Genomic DNA, 17872 nt, shown 5'->3' on the forward strand with positions numbered 1-17872 from the left:
CTCTTTCCAAAGACGGGTTCGATCAGAGACCGGTGGACACGTCGATGGTGTTGCCCTCTTCCAAGGTCACATAGGATTTCTTGACGTCTTTCCGATTGCTCAGCTAGCAGGAGAACCTATCCCTCACCCATAAAGCGCGCGGGCCTCGGCGAAGGACAGCAGTCGGCGGCTTTGCTCATCCCACAGGTGCAGGCGCGCGTTGGCGAGGCTTTCGCGGATGGTCATCCGGTTGCTGTTGGCCAGCTCATCATGGTCGCGCAGCACTTCGGTCAGGCGATAGAACGGAATGCGGCTGTACAAATGATGCACGTGGTGGATGCCGATATTGGCGGTGAACCACTGCAACACGGACGGCAATATATAATGAGAGCTTCCGTGCAGCGCCGCTTCGTGCAACTGCCAGTCTTCATCGGCGTCCCAATGCGTGTCCTCGAACTGGTGTTGCACATAGAAAAGCCATACCCCGGCGGTGGCGGCAATCAGGGTCGAGGGCAGGAAGATCAGAACCATCGGCATCAGCCCGCCAAAATAGTAAATGGCCACAAGCGCAACCAGAATGGCAAGATTGGTGGCCATCGCGCTGACCCAGAACCGGACGCTGTCGGTCAGGCCCAGTGGAAGGCGGTTCTGAAACAGGAACAGATAACCGGGGCCAAAGACGAACAGGGTGATCGGGTTTCGATACACGCGATACCAGAACCGGTTCATCGGGGTTTTTGCCTGATATTCGGCCACGGTCAGGGTGTGGATATCGCCCATCCCGCGCTTGCCCAGATTGCCGGAACTGTTGTGATGTGTGGAATGCGTGCGGCGCCAGACATCATACGGTGTCAGCGTCAGAACTCCGATCGTGCGTCCAACCCAGTCGCTGACCGTGCGGTTCTTGAAGAACGCGCCGTGCCCGCAATCATGCTGGATGGCAAACAGGCGCAACAGAAAGGCCGCGTTGAGAACGGAAATCGCAAAAGCCAGCCAATAGCTGACCGACAGCGACATCCAGGACAAGGCCCAAAGCGCGAAGAAGGGGATGATACTGACGCCCAGTTCAAACGCGCTGCGCAGCTGATCGGGTTCGCGATATTTGGCAAGCGTTGTGACCCAGTCACGTGCAGCGGTAGCCCCAGGCTGTGTCCGGGTCGAAAGAGTGGTTTCAGTCATGCGCCTGCCAAGTTCTTGTTTGTGGCAATCCGGATAGACTACCGCCCGGTCATGGCAAGCGATATTTGCCAAAATCGCCATATTTCGTGCTCAATTTTCGGTCAGACCCCGGTGAAGGTGTCCTTTTGGGTTCACCTTGCGGGGCCGGTCGCGGGGCTTTGGCCGGTCAGGCCAAGCGGCTGGCGATCTACAGGCTTGCCAAGGGGGATCATCGGGCCTATACGCCTGCGGTGGCTTTTTGGCCGCGAGAATCAAAACCAAGAAATGCCGTGTTTGGCCCATCACGCTTCGGGGGTCATATCCGGCTTAGGAGAAGCGAAATGAAACTGAACGAATTGCGCGACAATCCTGGCGCCGCCCCGAAACGCACCCGCGTTGGCCGTGGTCCGGGTTCCGGCAAAGGTAAAATGGGTGGCCGTGGTATCAAAGGCCAGAAATCCCGCTCGGGTGTGGCCATCAACGGCTATGAAGGCGGTCAGATGCCCTTGTACCAGCGTCTGCCCAAGCGTGGCTTCAACAAGCCCAACCGCAAGGCATTCGCCGTCATCAATCTGGGCCTGATCCAGAAATTCGTCGAAGCCGGCAAGTTGGACGCCAAGGCTGCGATCACCGAAGACGCTCTGGTTGCGTCCGGTCTGGTCCGCCGCAAGCTGGACGGTATCCGCGTTCTGGCCAAAGGCGAGATCAGCGTCAAGGTTGATCTGGAAGTGACCGGTGCGTCGAAAGCTGCTGTCGAGGCAGTTGAAAAAGCGGGCGGTTCACTGAAAGTCACAAAAGCCGCTGCGGCAGAGTAAGCGCTTGTGAGCGGGCAAAGACCCGCTTACATAGACTTCAGAGTTTTCCAAGACGCCGTCCGAGCCGGAAAACGGTTCCGGGCGGCGTTTGCATAAGAGAGACCGACTTTATGGTATCAGCAGCAGAACAAATGGCAGCCAACACAAGCTGGGCTGCCCTTGGCAAGGCCACCGATCTGCGCAACCGCATCCTGTTCACGCTGGGTTTGCTGATCGTCTATCGTCTGGGCACCTTCATTCCGGTGCCGGGGATCGACGGAGCAGCATTGCGCGAGTTCATGGAACAGGCGGGGCAGGGCATCGGCGGCATGGTTTCGATGTTTACAGGCGGGGCGCTTGGCCGAATGGGCATCTTTGCCCTTGGCATCATGCCCTATATCTCGGCCTCGATCATCGTGCAGCTGCTGACATCGATGGTTCCCGCGCTCGAACAGCTCAAGAAAGAGGGCGAGCAGGGCCGCAAGAAGATCAACCAATACACCCGTTTCGGCACCGTGGCGCTGGCCACCGTTCAGGCCTATGGTCTGGCTGTTTCGCTGGAATCGGGCGATCTGGCGACCGATCCGGGGCTGTATTTCCGCATGTCGACCATGATCACGCTGGTCGGCGGCACCATGTTCCTGATGTGGCTGGGTGAGCAGATCACCGCGCGCGGCATCGGCAACGGTATCTCTCTGATCATTTTCGTCGGCATCATCGCCGAGGTCCCCGCCGCCCTGGCGCAGTTCTTCGCGTCGGGCCGTTCGGGCGCAATCAGCCCCGCCGTGATCGTTGGTGTGATCGTAATGGTGATCGCCGTGATCATGTTCGTGGTCTTCATGGAACGGGCGCTGCGAAAGATCCATATTCAGTACCCGCGCCGTCAGGCCGGGATGAAAATCTACGAAGGCGGCTCCAGCCACCTGCCGGTCAAGGTCAACCCCGCAGGCGTGATCCCGGCGATCTTTGCCAGCTCGCTGCTGCTGCTGCCGGTGACGATCTCGACCTTCTCGTCGGGCGCTGCAAACGGGCCGGTCATGTCGTGGCTGCTGGCCAATTTCGGCCCCGGACAGCCGCTGTACCTGCTGTTCTTCGCGTCGATGATCGTGTTCTTCGCCTATTTCTACACGTTCAACGTGTCGTTCAAACCGGATGATGTGGCGGACAACCTGAAGAAGCAGAACGGGTTCGTGCCCGGTATCCGTCCGGGCAAGAAAACCGCCGAGTATCTGGAATACGTGGTCAACCGCGTGCTGGTGCTGGGGTCGGCCTATCTGGCTGCCGTCTGTCTGCTGCCTGAAATCCTGCGGGGCCAATTTGCCATCCCGTTCTATTTCGGCGGCACCTCGGTTCTGATTATCGTCTCCGTGACCATGGACACGATCCAGCAGGTTCAGAGCCATCTTCTGGCGCATCAATACGAAGGGCTTATCGAAAAGTCTCAACTGCGCGGCAAAAGCAAGAAACGCGGCAGGAAGGGACCCTCTCGTCGATGAATATCATTCTGTTGGGCCCCCCGGGGGCCGGGAAAGGAACGCAGGCGCGTCACTTGGTTGAAACACGCGGCATGGTACAGCTCAGCACGGGCGACATGCTGCGCGAAGCCAAGACCTCGGGCACCGAGATGGGCCGGAAGGTTGCGGCGATCATGGATGCGGGCAAGCTGGTCACCGATGAAATCGTGATCGGCCTGATCGAAGAGAAACTGACCACCGAAACAGGCGCCGGTTTCATCTTTGACGGCTTTCCCCGCACGCTGGCGCAGGCAGATGCTCTGGCTGCTTTGCTGGCCAAGCTGGGCCAGTCGCTGCACACCGTGATCGAGATGCGCGTCGATGACGACGCGCTGGTGGGCCGGATCACCGCACGCTCAACCTGTGGTGGCTGTGGCGAGGTCTATAACGACAACACCAAGCCAATTCCGGCGGATGGCAAATGCACCAATTGCGGCAAGGAAAATGACTTCCAGCGCCGCGCCGATGACAACGAAGACAGCCTGCGCACACGGTTGATGGAGTACTATAAAAAGACCTCGCCGCTGATCGGTTATTACTACGCCAAGGGCGATCTGCGTCCGGTGAATGGGCTGGCGGATATCAAGGAAGTCACCGCGTCGATCGAGGCGATACTGGGTTAGTCCGCCGGGACTTCGTATGATTTATCGAAACGCAGCTGTGCCTCCTGAATTGGAGCCAAAGATTGATCTTTATAGAGATCTTTTGGAAGAGGGGCGCAGCCTTTTCATAAAGTCTACGAAGCGATGGTTCTTGCTTGGATTACCCATCGTTGCATTGTGGCTGTTCTTGGCAGAGTACATTTTGCAGCATATCAGCGTGTCTCTGTTTTACCTCCTTACTGTATTTGGTCTACCTGCTTTGATCACGTGGGATATCCGCCGTAAGCGGGATGCTTTGCAAAACCAGATTTTCGCTATTCAGTATGAGTTTCAACGAAAGGGATTGAGCATCGCTCACGATCCAGGGTCAAACATCAGCGTTGATAAGTGGTCTTAACTGCTCCAAAGTTCGCGATATCTAGGCTTTTGAGTTCTCTTTAATTACCTTCGAGATTGACGGTCCTCGTTTCGGACTTGACGCCAGCGCCAAAAGCCCATATCGACCCCCATCCCTAAAGGGAATCAAGACCGCATGCGGGATTCGTCCCAATTGCCCCGACCACCTCGAATAATACTGGACCCTCTGGCGTCACTGCCACGGTAAAGTGTTGTGAAAAAAGGTTCCGGAGTTACGGAACCGCAACAAAAAGGAAAGTGACACGTGGCACGTATTGCCGGCGTAAACATCCCGACTGCAAAGCGGGTGCCAATCGCCCTCACATATATCACCGGTATCGGCAACACCTCGGCCAAAGCGATCTGCGAAGCCGTGGGCATTGAAGCGCACCGCCGCGTCAATGAACTGTCGGATGCCGAAGTTCTGGCCATCCGCGAACATATCGACGCCAACTACACCGTCGAAGGTGACCTGCGTCGCGAAGTTCAGATGAACGTCAAGCGTCTGATGGACCTGGGCTGCTATCGCGGTCTGCGTCACCGCCGCAACCTGCCGGTTCGCGGTCAGCGTACCCACACCAACGCTCGTACCCGCAAAGGCCCCGCAAAGGCCATTGCCGGTAAGAAGAAATAAGGGAGGGTCTGACCGATGGCACGCGATAAGACTCGCATCAAGCGCAAAGAGCGCAAGAACATCGCATCGGGCGTTGCCCATGTGAACTCGACCTTCAACAACACCAAGATCCTGATCTCGGACGTACAGGGCAACGCCATCTCGTGGTCGTCTGCCGGTACCATGGGCTTCAAGGGATCGCGGAAATCTACTCCGTATGCCGCGCAGATGGCTGCGGAAGACGCAGGCAAGAAAGCGCAGGAACATGGCGTCAAGACGCTGGAAGTCGAAGTTCAGGGCCCCGGTTCGGGCCGTGAATCGGCTCTGCGTGCGCTGGCTGCCGTGGGCTTCAACATCACGTCGATCCGCGACGTGACACCGATTGCTCACAACGGCTGCCGTCCGCCGAAGCGTCGTCGCGTCTAAGCGATCTGGAATTAAGCTGGGGCTGTGTTTTTACACGGCCCCAGCACGTCATTTTGAACCTCGGGCGTCTGCACCTTGTTGGTCATGGGGCGCGGGCAGGAATGGAGGGATTACATGATCCACAAGAATTGGGCAGAATTGATCAAGCCGACCCAGCTGGAAGCCAAGCCGGGCAACGACCCTGCGCGTCAGGCGACACTGGTTGCCGAACCGCTGGAACGTGGTTTTGGTCTGACCCTGGGCAACGCCCTGCGTCGCGTTTTGATGAGCTCGCTGCAAGGCGCGGCCATCACCAGCGTCCAGATCGACAACGTCCTGCACGAGTTCTCGAGCGTGGCGGGTGTGCGTGAAGACGTCACCGACATCATCCTGAACCTCAAGCAGGTTTCCTTGCGCATGGAAGTCGAAGGCCCCAAGCGCCTGTCGATCAATGCCAAAGGCCCGGCAATAGTTACGGCTGGTGACATCAGCGAAAGCGCAGGTATCGAGGTTCTGAACCGCGATCACGTCATCTGTCACCTGGATGACGGCGCCGACCTGTTCATGGAGCTGACCGTCAACACCGGCAAGGGTTACGTTTCGGCTGAAAAGAACAAGCCGGAAGATGCGCCCATCGGTCTGATCCCGATCGACGCGATCTATTCGCCGGTCAAGAAAGTCGCCTATGACGTTCAGCCGACCCGCGAAGGCCAGGTTCTGGACTATGACAAGCTGACCCTGAAGATCGACACCGATGGTTCGATCACCCCCGATGACGCACTGGCCTACGCCGCGCGCATCCTGCAGGATCAGCTGTCGATCTTCGTGAACTTCGATGAGCCGGAATCGGCTGGTCGCCAGGACGAAGATGATGGTCTGGAGTTCAACCCGCTGCTGCTCAAGAAAGTGGACGAGCTGGAACTGTCGGTCCGTTCGGCAAACTGCCTGAAGAACGACAACATCGTCTATATCGGCGACCTGATCCAGAAGACCGAAGCCGAGATGCTGCGCACCCCGAACTTCGGCCGCAAGTCGCTGAACGAGATCAAGGAAGTGCTGTCCGGCATGGGTCTGCACCTCGGCATGGATGTCGAGGACTGGCCGCCCGACAACATCGAAGATCTGGCAAAGAAATTCGAAGACGCGTTCTAAGCATCTTCGACTGCGGCGGCGGGGCCAACCTGCCGTCGCAGGTTTTGTACATTTTGGACCAATCGGGTCCGAAAGCCGGTACAAAACGTACAATCCGGGCAATCCCGCCCCAAGGTGAGCTTCTGACACGCATCGGAAGCCGGACAAAGCAAAACGCGAAAGAAGGAATTGAAAAATGCGTCACGCACGTGGTTACCGCCGCCTGAACCGTACTCATGAGCACCGCAAGGCTCTGTTTGCAAACATGGCTGGCTCGCTCATCGAACATGAGCAGATCAAGACAACTCTGCCCAAGGCAAAAGAACTGCGCCCGATCATCGAAAAACTGATCACCCTGGGCAAGCGCGGCGACCTGCACGCCCGCCGACAGGCCGCAGCACAGCTGAAAGAAGACAAAGATGTCACCAAGCTGTTCGAAGTTCTGGGCCCCCGCTATGCCGAGCGTCAGGGCGGTTATGTCCGCATCCTGAAAGCCGGCTTCCGCTATGGTGACATGGCTCCGATGGCGATCATCGAATTCGTCGATCGCGACATTGATGCCAAAGGCGCCGCGGACAAAGCCCGTACTGCTGCCGAAGAAGCCGCAGCCGAAGAATAAGCACTAAGGTCATCGACCTAATGCGCCTGCCCGAGCAATCGGGCAGGCTTTTTTTGTGCCTCAGCCAGCCGATTGTCATCATGTGGTTTGTCCATTAAGTTCAAACCGTTATGACAAATAAACCTGCAACTGGATACTCGGGCAAACCGCTCTGGTCGAAACTGGGTTTCAAACCCGGATATGCGGTCCGCACGCTCAACGCTCCTGCCCATTATCCCAACCTGGCAGCCGGTGCCGACGGTGTTCTGTTCGACCCTGCAGCCGATCCTGCGGATGCGGTTCACATGTTCCTGAACCATCCGGACCAGATCGCCGAATTGGCCGCTGAGCAGATCGCCCACATACGGCCCGGAGGAATGCTGTGGGTCTCCTGGGCCAAGAAATCTTCGCCCCTGCACGCAGGTGTGACCGAGGATATGCTGCGCAGTGAAATCCTGCCGCTGGGCTGGGTCGACGTGAAGGTTTGCGCGGTTGACGCCGATTGGTCCGGGCTCAAGTTCCTGCGCCGCCAAAGCTGAGCGCGCGGCTTGCATTTATCGCCTTTGCCCCGCATATCCCAAGGATAATCAAATCCGGAGCCCCCATGATCCGCGCATCCTTCATCTCTCTTATGCTTGTCATGGCCCTGCCAGCATTTGCCGAAACCCGCGTCCCGCAATCGCAGTCCGAAATCTCTCTGGGCTTTGCTCCGGTGGTCAAAAAGGCCTCGCCTGCGGTGGTGAATATCTACGCCAAGATCGTGCGGCAGGGGCGGGCCAGCCCGTTTTACTCGGACCCGTTCTTTCGGGATTTCTTTGGCGGAAGCCTGGGAACGCCGCAGCCGCGGGTTCAGAACTCGCTGGGTTCCGGGGTCATCCTGTCTGAAGATGGCTACGTTGTGTCCAACTACCATGTTGTAGGCTCGGCGACCGAGATCAGAGTCGTGACAACCGACCGGCGCGAATTTTCTGCCACGGTCGTACTGGGGCACGAAGAAAGCGACATTGCGATCCTGCGTCTGGAAGAGGCGCAAGACCTGCCCTACCTGACCCTGCGCGATTCCGATCAGGTCGAGGTTGGCGAACTGGCCCTTGCCATCGGCAACCCGTTCGGGGTGGGGCAGACGGTGTCCTCTGGCATCATCTCGGGCTTGGCGCGTACAGGTACGGCGACGGGCAATGCGCGCGGGTATTTCATTCAGACAGATGCAGCGATCAATCCGGGGAATTCCGGCGGTGCGCTGATTGATGTGAACGGGGACCTTATCGGGATCAACACCTCTATTCTAACACGCTCGGGCGGGTCGAATGGCATCGGTTTTGCCATCCCCGCAAATCTTGTGGCCGAGTTTCTGAAACAGGCCCAGCAGGGCAATGACAGTTTTATCAGCCCCTGGGCAGGCATGACCGGTCAACATATGAGCGCGGATATTGCTGAATCCCTTGGTCTTGCCATCCCGCTGGGTGTTGTCATCTCGGACCTTCATGACCTTAGCCCGCTGCGCGAGGCGGGGCTTAAGGTGGGGGACGTCGTGACCCATGTGGACGGGGACGAAGTGAACTCGCCTGCCGAGATGAAGTTTCGCATGTCCGTAGCGGGGGTGGGGGGAACATCGGTTCTGACACGGCTGCGCGGCACCCAGAGCGAAGAGGTTGAGGTGGCACTGATCAAAGCGCCGGAAACCCCCGCCGCTGAAAAGACGACATTGGATGAAGACACTGTCCTGCCGGGGCTGGTGGTGTCCCGCGTCAACCCTGCGGTGATCTCCGATATGGGCTTGCCACTGTCCCAGACAGGTGTCGTTGTTGTTGATCCCGGCCCCTATGGTGGACGCGCGGGTTTGCGATCGGGGGATATTCTTGAAAGCATCAATTCCAATGACATCGAACGTCCTGGGGATGTGGAGAATGCGCTGACAGATCCGGGTCGTCGTGTGCAGATGGGTCTTCTGCGCGGTGGCCGGTCAGTCTCATTGCGGTTCCGGCTGTAACCCGTGAGCGATCTGTTCGATACCGGGCCAACGGAACCCACCGCTGCGCCACACCGTCCCCTGGCGGACCGGTTGCGCCCGCAGTCACTGGCCGAGGTCATCGGTCAGGAACAGGTTCTTGGCCCGGATGCGCCGCTGGGGGTCATGCTGGCGTCAGGCAGTCTGTCCAGCCTGATCTTCTGGGGGCCGCCCGGTGTCGGCAAGACGACGATCGCACGGTTGCTGGCGCAGGAAACCGATCTGCAATTCGTTCAGATCAGTGCGATTTTCACCGGTGTTCCGGATTTGAAGAAGGTTTTCGAAGCGGCCAAGATCAGGCGCCAGAACGGGCAGGGGACCTTGCTGTTCGTGGACGAGATCCACCGCTTCAACAAGGCGCAGCAGGACGGGTTTCTGCCGCATATGGAGGACGGCACGATCCTTCTGGTCGGGGCAACGACCGAAAACCCGTCCTTTGAGCTGAACGCCGCGGTTCTCAGCCGGTCGCAGGTTCTGGTGCTGGAACGGCTTGGCCTTTCCGATCTTGAACGCCTGACCCAGCGCGCCGAAAAAGAGCTGGACCGCGCGCTACCGTTGACACCCGCAGCCCGCGATGCGTTGCAGGAAATGGCAGATGGTGACGGGCGGGCGTTGCTAAACCTGATCGAACAGGTCTCGGCCTGGAAGGTGGATGCGCCACTGGACACGGACGCTCTGTCGACGCGGCTGATGCGGCGGGCGGCGAAATATGACAAGTCGGGCGATGAACATTACAACCTGATTTCAGCCCTGCACAAATCGGTGCGCGGGTCCGACCCGGATGCGGCGCTGTACTGGTTCGCGCGAATGCTGACAGGGGGCGAAGACCCGCGCTATCTGGCGCGTCGGATCACACGGATGGCGGTCGAGGATATCGGCCTGGCCGATCCGCAGGCACAGGCCATTTGCCTGCAATCCTGGGAAACGTATGAGCGGCTCGGCTCTCCCGAAGGTGAGCTGGCGCTGGCGCAGGCGCTGGTCTATCTGGCCCTGGCCCCGAAATCCAACGGTGCTTATGTCGGCTATAAGGCAGCGATGCGGCTGGCCAAGCAATCAGGCAGCGAGCCACCACCCAAACATATCCTGAATGCCCCTACATCAATGATGAAGGATCAGGGATATGGTGCCGGCTATGCGTATGACCATGACGCCGAAGACGGGTTTTCCGGTCAGAACTATTTCCCTGAAACGATGAAACGCCCGGTTCTGTATCAACCGGTCGAGCGTGGGTTCGAGCGTGAGCTGAAAAAGCGCCTCGATTACTTCGCCAAGCTTCGGACCCAGCGCAACAGCTAGGCTGGCTGGGAATGTATTGATCGTGCCGAGAAGTGGCGGGCGGTGCTGAGCCCCCTCGAACGCCAAAGGTTCCTGTCTGATACCTTGACTCTTGCCGCATTGCGCGCGAGAGACCCCCATGATTTCTGGGACACGGACAAAGACACAATCCGGGCGGATCACCCGCGCGGCGCAAGGGGCAATGGCATGAGTGGCGTACAGATGATTACAGTCGCTGAAGGGGACGGCGATCAGCGTGTGGACCGCTGGTTGCGCCGCCTGTTCCCGCATGTCAGCCAGGGCCGCATCGAAAAGATGTGCCGCAAGGGAGAACTGCGTGTGGATGGCAGTCGGGCCAAGGCCTCGACCCGATTGGAGGTCGGGCAGGTGGTTCGTGTACCGCCATTGCCGGGGCCTGATCACAAACCGGTTGAGGTCAGGCATCGTATCTCGGATGCGGATGCCAAGATGATCCAGTCCTGCGTGATCTACCGTGATGATCACATTCTGGCCCTGAACAAGCCGCAGGGCCTGCCGGTACAGGGCGGCAGCGGGCAGACCCGGCATGTCGACAGCCTGTCCGAGGCGTTGCGGTTTGGGTATGACGAAAACCCGCGTCTGGTTCACCGCCTGGACAAGGACACGTCAGGAGTTCTGCTGCTGGCCCGCACGCGCGAAGCCGCGAAGGGGCTGACAGCCGCTTTCCGTCACCGCGATACACGCAAGATTTACTGGGCGCTGGTTGCAGGTGTTCCCACGCCATATCTGGGTGAAATCAAGACGGGTCTTGTGAAAGCAGCCGGTCATGGCGCCCACGGCGAGGGTGAAAAGATGATCCCCGTCCATATGAACGAGATCGACAGCACCCCCGGTGCGAAACGGGCACATACACATTATGCGACCCTCTACCGGGTGGCCGGGCGCGCCGCTTGGGTGGCGATGGAGCCAATCACGGGCCGCACCCACCAACTGCGCGCGCATATGGCAGCGATCGGGCATCCGATCATAGGCGACGGCAAATACGGTGGCTCGGGGCAGGAAAACCTGGGTGATGGCTGGGGCGCACAATTGGGTGGGATCATCAGCAAAAAGCTGCATCTGCACGCGCGGCGACTGTCATTCCTGCATCCGATCACGCGCAAACCTGTGACCGTGACAGCGCCCTTGCCAGAACATATGAAACACAGCTGGGACACCTTCGGCTGGACCGAGGATCTGGCCGCCGACGACCCGTTTGAGGCGCTGCAATGAGCGCACCCCTGCGGCTGGTTCTATTTGATGTCGATGGCACTCTGGTCGACAGTCAGGGCAGTATCGTTCACGCCATGACCACCAGCTTTCAGGCCGCGTCGGTACCTGTACCGACGCGAGAGGTGATCCTGTCCATTGTCGGGCTGTCCCTGCCACATGCCATCGCACGATTGGTGCCGGACCAACCTTCCTCGGTCCAGAACGATCTCGTTGAAGGGTACAAGGAAGCTTATCACGCGCATCGCTTGGATTTGGGCGCTGCCAGCTCTCCGCTCTATCCCGGCGCGCGAGAGACGATTGAAGCCTTGCACGCCGTACCCGAAGTGCTTCTTGGGGTGGCAACCGGCAAATCCAAGCGCGGACTTGATGCGTTGATCGAAGTGCATGGGCTTGAGCGCTACTTCGTCACCCGGCAGGTCGCCGACCACCATCCGTCGAAACCGCATCCTTCCATGGTGCAGGCCGCGTTGGCCGAGACCGGTGTCGAATCCGACTGCGCGGTGATGGTCGGCGATACAAGCTATGACATGGACATGGCTGCCGCTGCCGGGGTGCGCGGCATCGGCGTGGCATGGGGGTACCATGATCGGTTTGCTTTGACCTCGGCCTTCTGCGTGATTGAGACCTTTGACCAGTTGCCCACTGCGCTGGCCGGGATATGGAACTGAAACATGAGTGACTGGAAACCGAAACGCTTCTGGAAAGAAAGCCGGACCATCGATGTTGAAGGTGGGTTTACGGTTGAACTGGATGGCCGCCGCGTCAAGACCCCTGCCAAAGCAGCGTTGATCCTGCCGACCCGCGCCATGGCCGAAGCGGTTAAAGCGGAATGGGATGCTCAGCAGAGTGAGGTAGATCCGTCGACGATGCCATGCACCCGATCAGCGAATGCGGCAATCGACAAGGTTCGGTCCCAGCATGGGGAAGTTGCCGACATGCTTGCGGATTACGGCGATTCCGACCTGCTATGTTATCGGGCGACACACCCGTCAGAGTTGCAGGAACGTCAAAGCGCCGAATGGGACCCGGCACTGGATTGGGCCGAGGTCGCACTGTCTGCTCGCTTGCGGCCAGTTATCGGTGTGCTGCACAAGCCGCAATCTGACGCAGCCCTGTCGGCGCTGCGTGCTCGCGTCCATGCGCTGGATGCGTTCCAACTGGCGGCGTTCCACGATCTGGTCAGCTTGTCGGGGTCATTGATTCTCGGGTTTGCGGCGGCCATGGATTGGCGCGAACCGGCGGAAATATGGCGCATTTCGAGGTTGGACGAAACCTGGCAGATCGAACAATGGGGTCACGATGACGAGGCCCATGCGGTTGCCGAAACGAAGAAAGCCGCATTTCTGCATGCTAAACGCTTCTTTGATATGTCGGTTTGATCCTTATTTTCCGATTTTTGGCCAAATGTTCAAATTGGTTGGGGTCTGATCCATCGTTTTCGATGATCCGACCCTTGACGTTTGTTTATGAATACGCCCAAACTCAGTGCCACTAAAGGGGAGACACCTTTGGAGTAACCTATCCGGCATCCACTTGCCGGGCAGAGCCGCCTCTGATGGGGCGGGAAATCAGGAAGAGGTAAAAATGAAAAAATCCGTAATCTTGGGCGCGGCAACGATTGCCGGTCTTGCTGCTGGCGCAGCCGTAGCAGGGACCGTTGACGACGTTAAAGCGCGCGGCAAGCTGAACTGTGGTGTGACCACCGGTCTGGTTGGCTTTGCTGCTCCTGACGCCAATGGCGAATGGCAGGGCTTTGACGTATCTCTGTGCCGTGCCGTTGCTGCTGCTGTTCTGGGCGATGCAAGCGCGGTAGAATTCGTTCCGACCACCGGTAAGACACGTTTTACCGCTCTGGCCTCGGGCGAGATCGACATGCTGGCGCGGAACACCACCTGGACCTTCAGCCGCGACGTCGACCTGAAGTTCGAATTCACCGGTGTGAACTACTATGACGGTCAGGGCTTTATGGTTCCCAAGGCACTGGGCGTAAGCTCGGCCAAGGAACTGGACGGCGCAACCGTTTGTATCCAGACCGGCACCACAACCGAGCTGAACCTGGCGGACTTCTTCCGTTCGAACAACATCAGCTACGAACCGGTTCCGATCGAAACCAACGCCGAAGCACAGCAGCAGTACCTGGCTGGCGCATGTGACGTTTACACCACCGACGCTTCGGGTCTGGCGGCAACCCGCGCCACATTCGAAAACCCCGGTGATCACATCCTGCTGCCTGAAATCATCTCGAAAGAGCCGCTGGGCCCGCTGGTCCGTCACGGCGACCACGAGTGGGGCGACGTTGTGCGCTGGACTCTGAACGCGCTGATCTCGGCTGAAGAACTGGGCGTAACCTCGGCCAATATCGATGAACTGGCCGCTGGCACCGAAAACCCCGAAATCAACCGCCTGCTGGGTACCGAAGGCACCCTGGGCGAGATGCTGGGTCTGAACGCTGACTGGGCAGCCAAGGCGATCAAAGCCGGCGGCAACTATGGCGAAGTGTTTGCCAAGAACATCGGTGAAGAAACCCCGATTGGTCTGGCACGCGGCCTGAACGCACAGTGGACCGAAGGCGGCCTGCTGTACTCGCCGCCGTTCCGCTAATATCGACGGAGAAGGGCGCAGGGCAACCTGCGCCCTTTTTCCATCCATAAGAATCACGCCCGTACGGTTTTGAGCAGGGATCAACTCTGCCGACATATTTACGGGATGCACGGGGATATACATAGGTCATGACGACTCTCACTGACCCGCCGAAGGAGCAGTTCCGGCTGTCCATGCTCCTTTATGATACGCGGTACCGATCTGCGACCATCCAGGTCATTGCAATGATTGGTTTTATGCTTCTGGCAGCCTGGATCATCTCCAATACCATCCAAAACCTCGAAGCGCTTGGAAAACCGGTTGAGTTCGGCTTTTTCGCAGAACCGGCCAGTTACGATATCAACCAGCGCTTGCTTGAATACGATTCGCGCGACAGTCACTTGCGCGCGGCCTTTATCGGCTTGCTGAACACGCTGGTTGTGGCGGTTCTTGGTTGTATCACAGCAACGATAGTCGGTGTTTTGGTTGGTGTTCTGCGCCTGTCCAACAACTGGCTGGTTGCGCGGATCATGACCGTCTATGTCGAGATGTTCCGCAACGTACCTGTGCTGCTGTGGATCGTTCTGGCCATGGCCATTCTGATCGAAAGCCTGCCAGCACCAAGGGCGTTCCGCGGAGAAAACCCAGAAGCCACGATGAATCTGTTCGATTCTGTCGCGGTGACCAATCGCGGGGTCTATATCCCGGAGTTCCTGTTCTCGCGCAGCCTGGGTGATATACACATCTTCGGTGCGTCGAGCCTGCGGTTCGATATCTCGCTGGACCTGATCGCCATTCTGATCGTGCTTGGTGGCAGCATCTTTGCGATGCGTAAGGTGTCCGCCTGGGCACAAGCCAAGCAAGAGGCATCCGGTGATCGTCCGACTATCTGGCACATCCAACTGGGTATTCTGTTTGTGCCGATGATTGTCCTTCTCACCATCCTGGGGTTTCACCTTGGTTTCCCTGAGCTGAAAGGCTTCAACTTTACCGGCGGCACACATTTGCGTAACTCGTTGATCGCGCTGTGGCTGGCCTTGTCGCTTTACACGGCGGCCTTCATCGCCGAGATCGTTCGTGCGGGTATCCTGGCCATCTCAAAAGGCCAAACCGAAGCCGCATCGGCGCTGGGTCTGCGCCCGGGCCGGACCATGCGCCTTGTGATCCTGCCGCAGGCATTGCGGGTGATCATTCCGCCCATGATCTCGAACTATCTGAACCTGACCAAGAACTCGTCACTGGCGATCGCGGTCGGATATATGGACATCACGGGGACCCTTGGCGGCATCACCATGAACCAGACCGGTCGCGAGCTGGAATGTGTTCTGCTGTTGATGCTGGTCTATCTGTCCATCTCGCTGAGCATCTCAGGGGTGATGAACTGGTACAACAACCGTGTAAAACTGGTGGAGCGGTAATATGAGTGATGTTTCATTTGTCCGCACGGAAATGCTGCCCGAGCAGGCACCGCCTGCTTCCGAGGTCGGTGCGCTGGGATGGGTCAAGCACAACCTGTTCTCAAGTTGGTTTAACACGATCCTGACGGTGGTTTCGCTTTATGCGATCTACTACGTGCTGTCAGGTGTTCTGCCATGGATTTTCCAGTCCGTGTGGAATGCCGACTCTCTCAACGAGTGCCGCGAGATTATGATGGCCACCTGGGGGTCGACCCATGGGCACGCCTGCTGGGCGGTTATCAATGACCGTTGGTTACAGTTGCTGTTCGGCTTCTATCCAAGCCATCTGTACTGGAGACCGATCCTGGCGCTGGTTCTGTTGCTGGTCGCATTGGCGCCGGTTCTGTATTCGGACCGCGTCCCAACCAAGATGCTGATCTTCACGGCAATCTACCCGTTCCTGATGCCGTTCCTGATGTGGGGCGGAACCATCTGGGGGCCAATCTCGGCCGCGCTTGGGTTTGTCGTCGGTTGGTTTGCGTATTCGGTTCTCAGCAAACAGGTGAGTGAACTGGTGGGTATGATCGGTGCGGTCGTTGCCGCAGTGATCTGGTGGCTGGTGCTATCCAGCTATTTCACGGGCGCGATGGACTCGGTTCTGCCGATTGGCATCGAAGCTGTTGAAAGCCGTCAGTTCGGTGGTTTCATGCTGGCGATCCTGCTGGGCGTTGTGGCCATTGGTGTCTCACTTCCGATCGGTATCGTTCTGGCGCTAGGGCGTCAGTCGGACCTGCTGATCGTCAAATACCTGTGCGTGGGCTTTATCGAGTTCATTCGCGGTGTGCCGCTGATCACCTTGTTGTTCGTGGCGTCGCTGCTTCTGAACCTGTTCCTGCCACCGGGCACCAACTTTGACATCATCCTGCGGGTGATGATCATGATGACCCTGTTCTCGGCCGCCTACATGGCCGAGGTGATCCGGGGTGGTCTGGCTGCCCTGCCACGAGGACAGTACGAAGGCGCCGACAGTCTGGGCCTGAATTACTGGCAGGCGCAAAGGCTGATCATCATGCCACAAGCCCTGAAAATCTCAATTCCGGGCATCGTGAGCACATTCATCGGGATCTTCAAGGATACGACGCTGGTGTCGATTATCGGGTTGTTCGACGTGATCGGATTGGCATCTGCTATCCGCGCCGACACGGCCTGGAACGGCATCTATTGGGAACTGTTCGCGTTCATCGCGTTCCTGTTCTTCATCGTCTGCTTCTCTATGTCCCGTTATTCCATGTATCTGGAGCGCAAGCTTCAGACTGGCCACCGTTAAGGAGTTCAACACATGTCTGAACTTGCAATTGACCGCGAAATCGACCGTTCCAAAATGCAGGTGAGCGACGAGGTCGCCATCGAAATCACCAACATGAACAAGTGGTACGGTTCCTTTCACGTGCTGCGCGACATCAATCTGACCGTCAATCAGGGCGAGCGGATTGTTATTGCGGGTCCGTCCGGGTCAGGGAAATCTACCCTGATCCGCTGCCTGAACGCGCTGGAGGAACACCAGCAGGGCACGATCATCGTGGATGGGACCGAGCTGTCGAATGACCTCAAGAACATCGACAAGATCCGGTCCGAGGTTGGCATGGTGTTCCAGCACTTCAACCTGTTCCCGCACCTGACCATTTTGGAGAACTGCACGCTGGCCCCGATCTGGGTGCGCAAGACGCCTAAGAAAGAGGCCGAAGAGCGCGCGATGCATTTCCTTGAAAAGGTGAAAATCCCCGAGCAGGCCGACAAGTATCCTGGTCAGCTTTCGGGTGGTCAGCAGCAGCGTGTGGCAATTGCCCGCTCGCTGTGCATGATGCCGCGGATCATGTTGTTCGATGAACCGACATCGGCGTTGGACCCCGAGATGATCAAAGAAGTGCTCGACACCATGATCGAGCTGGCCGAGGAAGGCATGACCATGCTGTGCGTGACGCACGAGATGGGCTTTGCCCGTCAGGTTGCCAACCGCGTGATCTTCATGGATGCGGGCCAGATCGTGGAACAGAACGAACCGGAAGAGTTCTTCAACAACCCGCAAAGTGAGCGGACCAAACTGTTCCTCAGCCAGATTCTGGGACACTGAACGGCTCAAGATGGTGGAAAGGCGGGGTTTTGCCCCGCCT

The 17872-nt window shown here is 58.2% G+C and carries 18 protein-coding genes and 1 pseudogene; 17 read left to right on the top strand and 2 right to left on the bottom strand.

What is annotated here, in order from left to right:
* Positions 1–22 precede the first annotated feature (22 nt).
* Positions 23–103 (bottom strand): annotated as a pseudogene (locus tag ACR0M3_RS17715) (50S ribosomal protein L23); the annotation flags it as partial.
* Between the two features lie 20 nt (positions 104–123).
* Positions 124–1158 carry a fatty acid desaturase gene (locus tag ACR0M3_RS17720; RefSeq protein ID WP_480911906.1) on the bottom strand — a complete coding sequence of 345 codons (1035 nt, stop codon included), beginning with the start codon at positions 1156–1158 and terminating at the stop codon, positions 124–126.
* A gap of 320 nt (positions 1159–1478) precedes the next feature.
* Here ACR0M3_RS17720 and rplO point away from each other — a divergent pair, with 320 nt between their 5' ends.
* The 17 genes from rplO (at position 1479) to ACR0M3_RS17805 (ending at position 17832) form a co-directional block, all read left to right on the top strand.
* The gene (gene rplO, locus ACR0M3_RS17725; RefSeq protein ID WP_480911909.1) at positions 1479–1952 is read left to right on the top strand and encodes a 50S ribosomal protein L15; all 474 of its coding nucleotides are present in this window, start codon (positions 1479–1481) and stop codon (positions 1950–1952) included.
* Between the two features lie 110 nt (positions 1953–2062).
* Positions 2063–3427 carry a preprotein translocase subunit SecY gene (gene secY, locus ACR0M3_RS17730; RefSeq protein WP_480508517.1) on the top strand — a complete coding sequence of 455 codons (1365 nt, stop codon included), beginning with the start codon at positions 2063–2065 and terminating at the stop codon, positions 3425–3427.
* Entirely contained in the window at positions 3424–4068 is a 645-nt protein-coding gene (locus ACR0M3_RS17735) for an adenylate kinase (protein WP_267363761.1), read from the top strand. The genes secY and ACR0M3_RS17735 overlap by 4 nt, the downstream gene beginning before the upstream one ends.
* Positions 4069–4708: 640 nt before the next feature.
* Complete coding sequence (gene rpsM / locus ACR0M3_RS17740; protein ID WP_170576075.1) at positions 4709–5077, top strand: 30S ribosomal protein S13; 369 nt, start codon at positions 4709–4711, stop codon at positions 5075–5077.
* A gap of 15 nt (positions 5078–5092) precedes the next feature.
* The gene (gene rpsK, locus ACR0M3_RS17745) at positions 5093–5482 is read left to right on the top strand and encodes a 30S ribosomal protein S11 (protein WP_170462414.1); all 390 of its coding nucleotides are present in this window, start codon (positions 5093–5095) and stop codon (positions 5480–5482) included.
* 114 nt (positions 5483–5596) lie between these two features.
* On the top strand, positions 5597–6613 hold the full coding sequence (locus ACR0M3_RS17750) for a DNA-directed RNA polymerase subunit alpha (RefSeq protein WP_209598874.1): 1017 nt from the start codon (positions 5597–5599) through the stop codon (positions 6611–6613).
* A gap of 175 nt (positions 6614–6788) precedes the next feature.
* Positions 6789–7211: a 50S ribosomal protein L17 gene (gene rplQ, locus ACR0M3_RS17755; RefSeq protein ID WP_480871362.1), complete on the top strand. Its 423-nt coding sequence runs from the start codon at positions 6789–6791 to the stop codon at positions 7209–7211.
* Positions 7212–7321: 110 nt separating this feature from the next.
* Positions 7322–7729, top strand: a complete 408-nt coding sequence (locus tag ACR0M3_RS17760; RefSeq protein WP_480911914.1) for a hypothetical protein — start codon at positions 7322–7324, stop codon at positions 7727–7729.
* 65 nt (positions 7730–7794) lie between these two features.
* Positions 7795–9180: a trypsin-like peptidase domain-containing protein gene (locus ACR0M3_RS17765; protein ID WP_480484767.1), complete on the top strand. Its 1386-nt coding sequence runs from the start codon at positions 7795–7797 to the stop codon at positions 9178–9180.
* Positions 9181–9183: 3 nt separating this feature from the next.
* Complete coding sequence (locus ACR0M3_RS17770) at positions 9184–10494, top strand: replication-associated recombination protein A (RefSeq protein WP_480774299.1); 1311 nt, start codon at positions 9184–9186, stop codon at positions 10492–10494.
* 186 nt (positions 10495–10680) lie between these two features.
* Positions 10681–11724, top strand: coding sequence for an RluA family pseudouridine synthase (locus ACR0M3_RS17775; protein WP_480871364.1), 1044 nt, complete (start codon positions 10681–10683; stop codon positions 11722–11724).
* Entirely contained in the window at positions 11721–12392 is a 672-nt protein-coding gene (locus ACR0M3_RS17780; protein WP_480911916.1) for an HAD-IA family hydrolase, read from the top strand. The genes ACR0M3_RS17775 and ACR0M3_RS17780 overlap by 4 nt, the downstream gene beginning before the upstream one ends.
* A gap of 3 nt (positions 12393–12395) precedes the next feature.
* Positions 12396–13103, top strand: coding sequence for an ATP12 family chaperone protein (locus ACR0M3_RS17785; protein ID WP_480911919.1), 708 nt, complete (start codon positions 12396–12398; stop codon positions 13101–13103).
* A 205-nt stretch (positions 13104–13308) separates the two neighbouring features.
* The gene (locus ACR0M3_RS17790; RefSeq protein WP_480474036.1) at positions 13309–14325 is read left to right on the top strand and encodes an amino acid ABC transporter substrate-binding protein; all 1017 of its coding nucleotides are present in this window, start codon (positions 13309–13311) and stop codon (positions 14323–14325) included.
* Between the two features lie 128 nt (positions 14326–14453).
* A complete protein-coding gene (locus tag ACR0M3_RS17795) occupies positions 14454–15722 on the top strand; it encodes an amino acid ABC transporter permease (RefSeq protein WP_480474035.1) in 1269 nt (422 codons plus the stop codon).
* A gap of 1 nt (position 15723) precedes the next feature.
* Entirely contained in the window at positions 15724–17028 is a 1305-nt protein-coding gene (locus ACR0M3_RS17800) for an amino acid ABC transporter permease (protein ID WP_480547313.1), read from the top strand.
* Positions 17029–17040: 12 nt separating this feature from the next.
* Entirely contained in the window at positions 17041–17832 is a 792-nt protein-coding gene (locus ACR0M3_RS17805) for an amino acid ABC transporter ATP-binding protein (RefSeq protein WP_480484762.1), read from the top strand.
* Positions 17833–17872: the final 40 nt, after the last annotated feature.

It is taken from the genome of Ruegeria sp. O5, assembly GCF_056535105.1.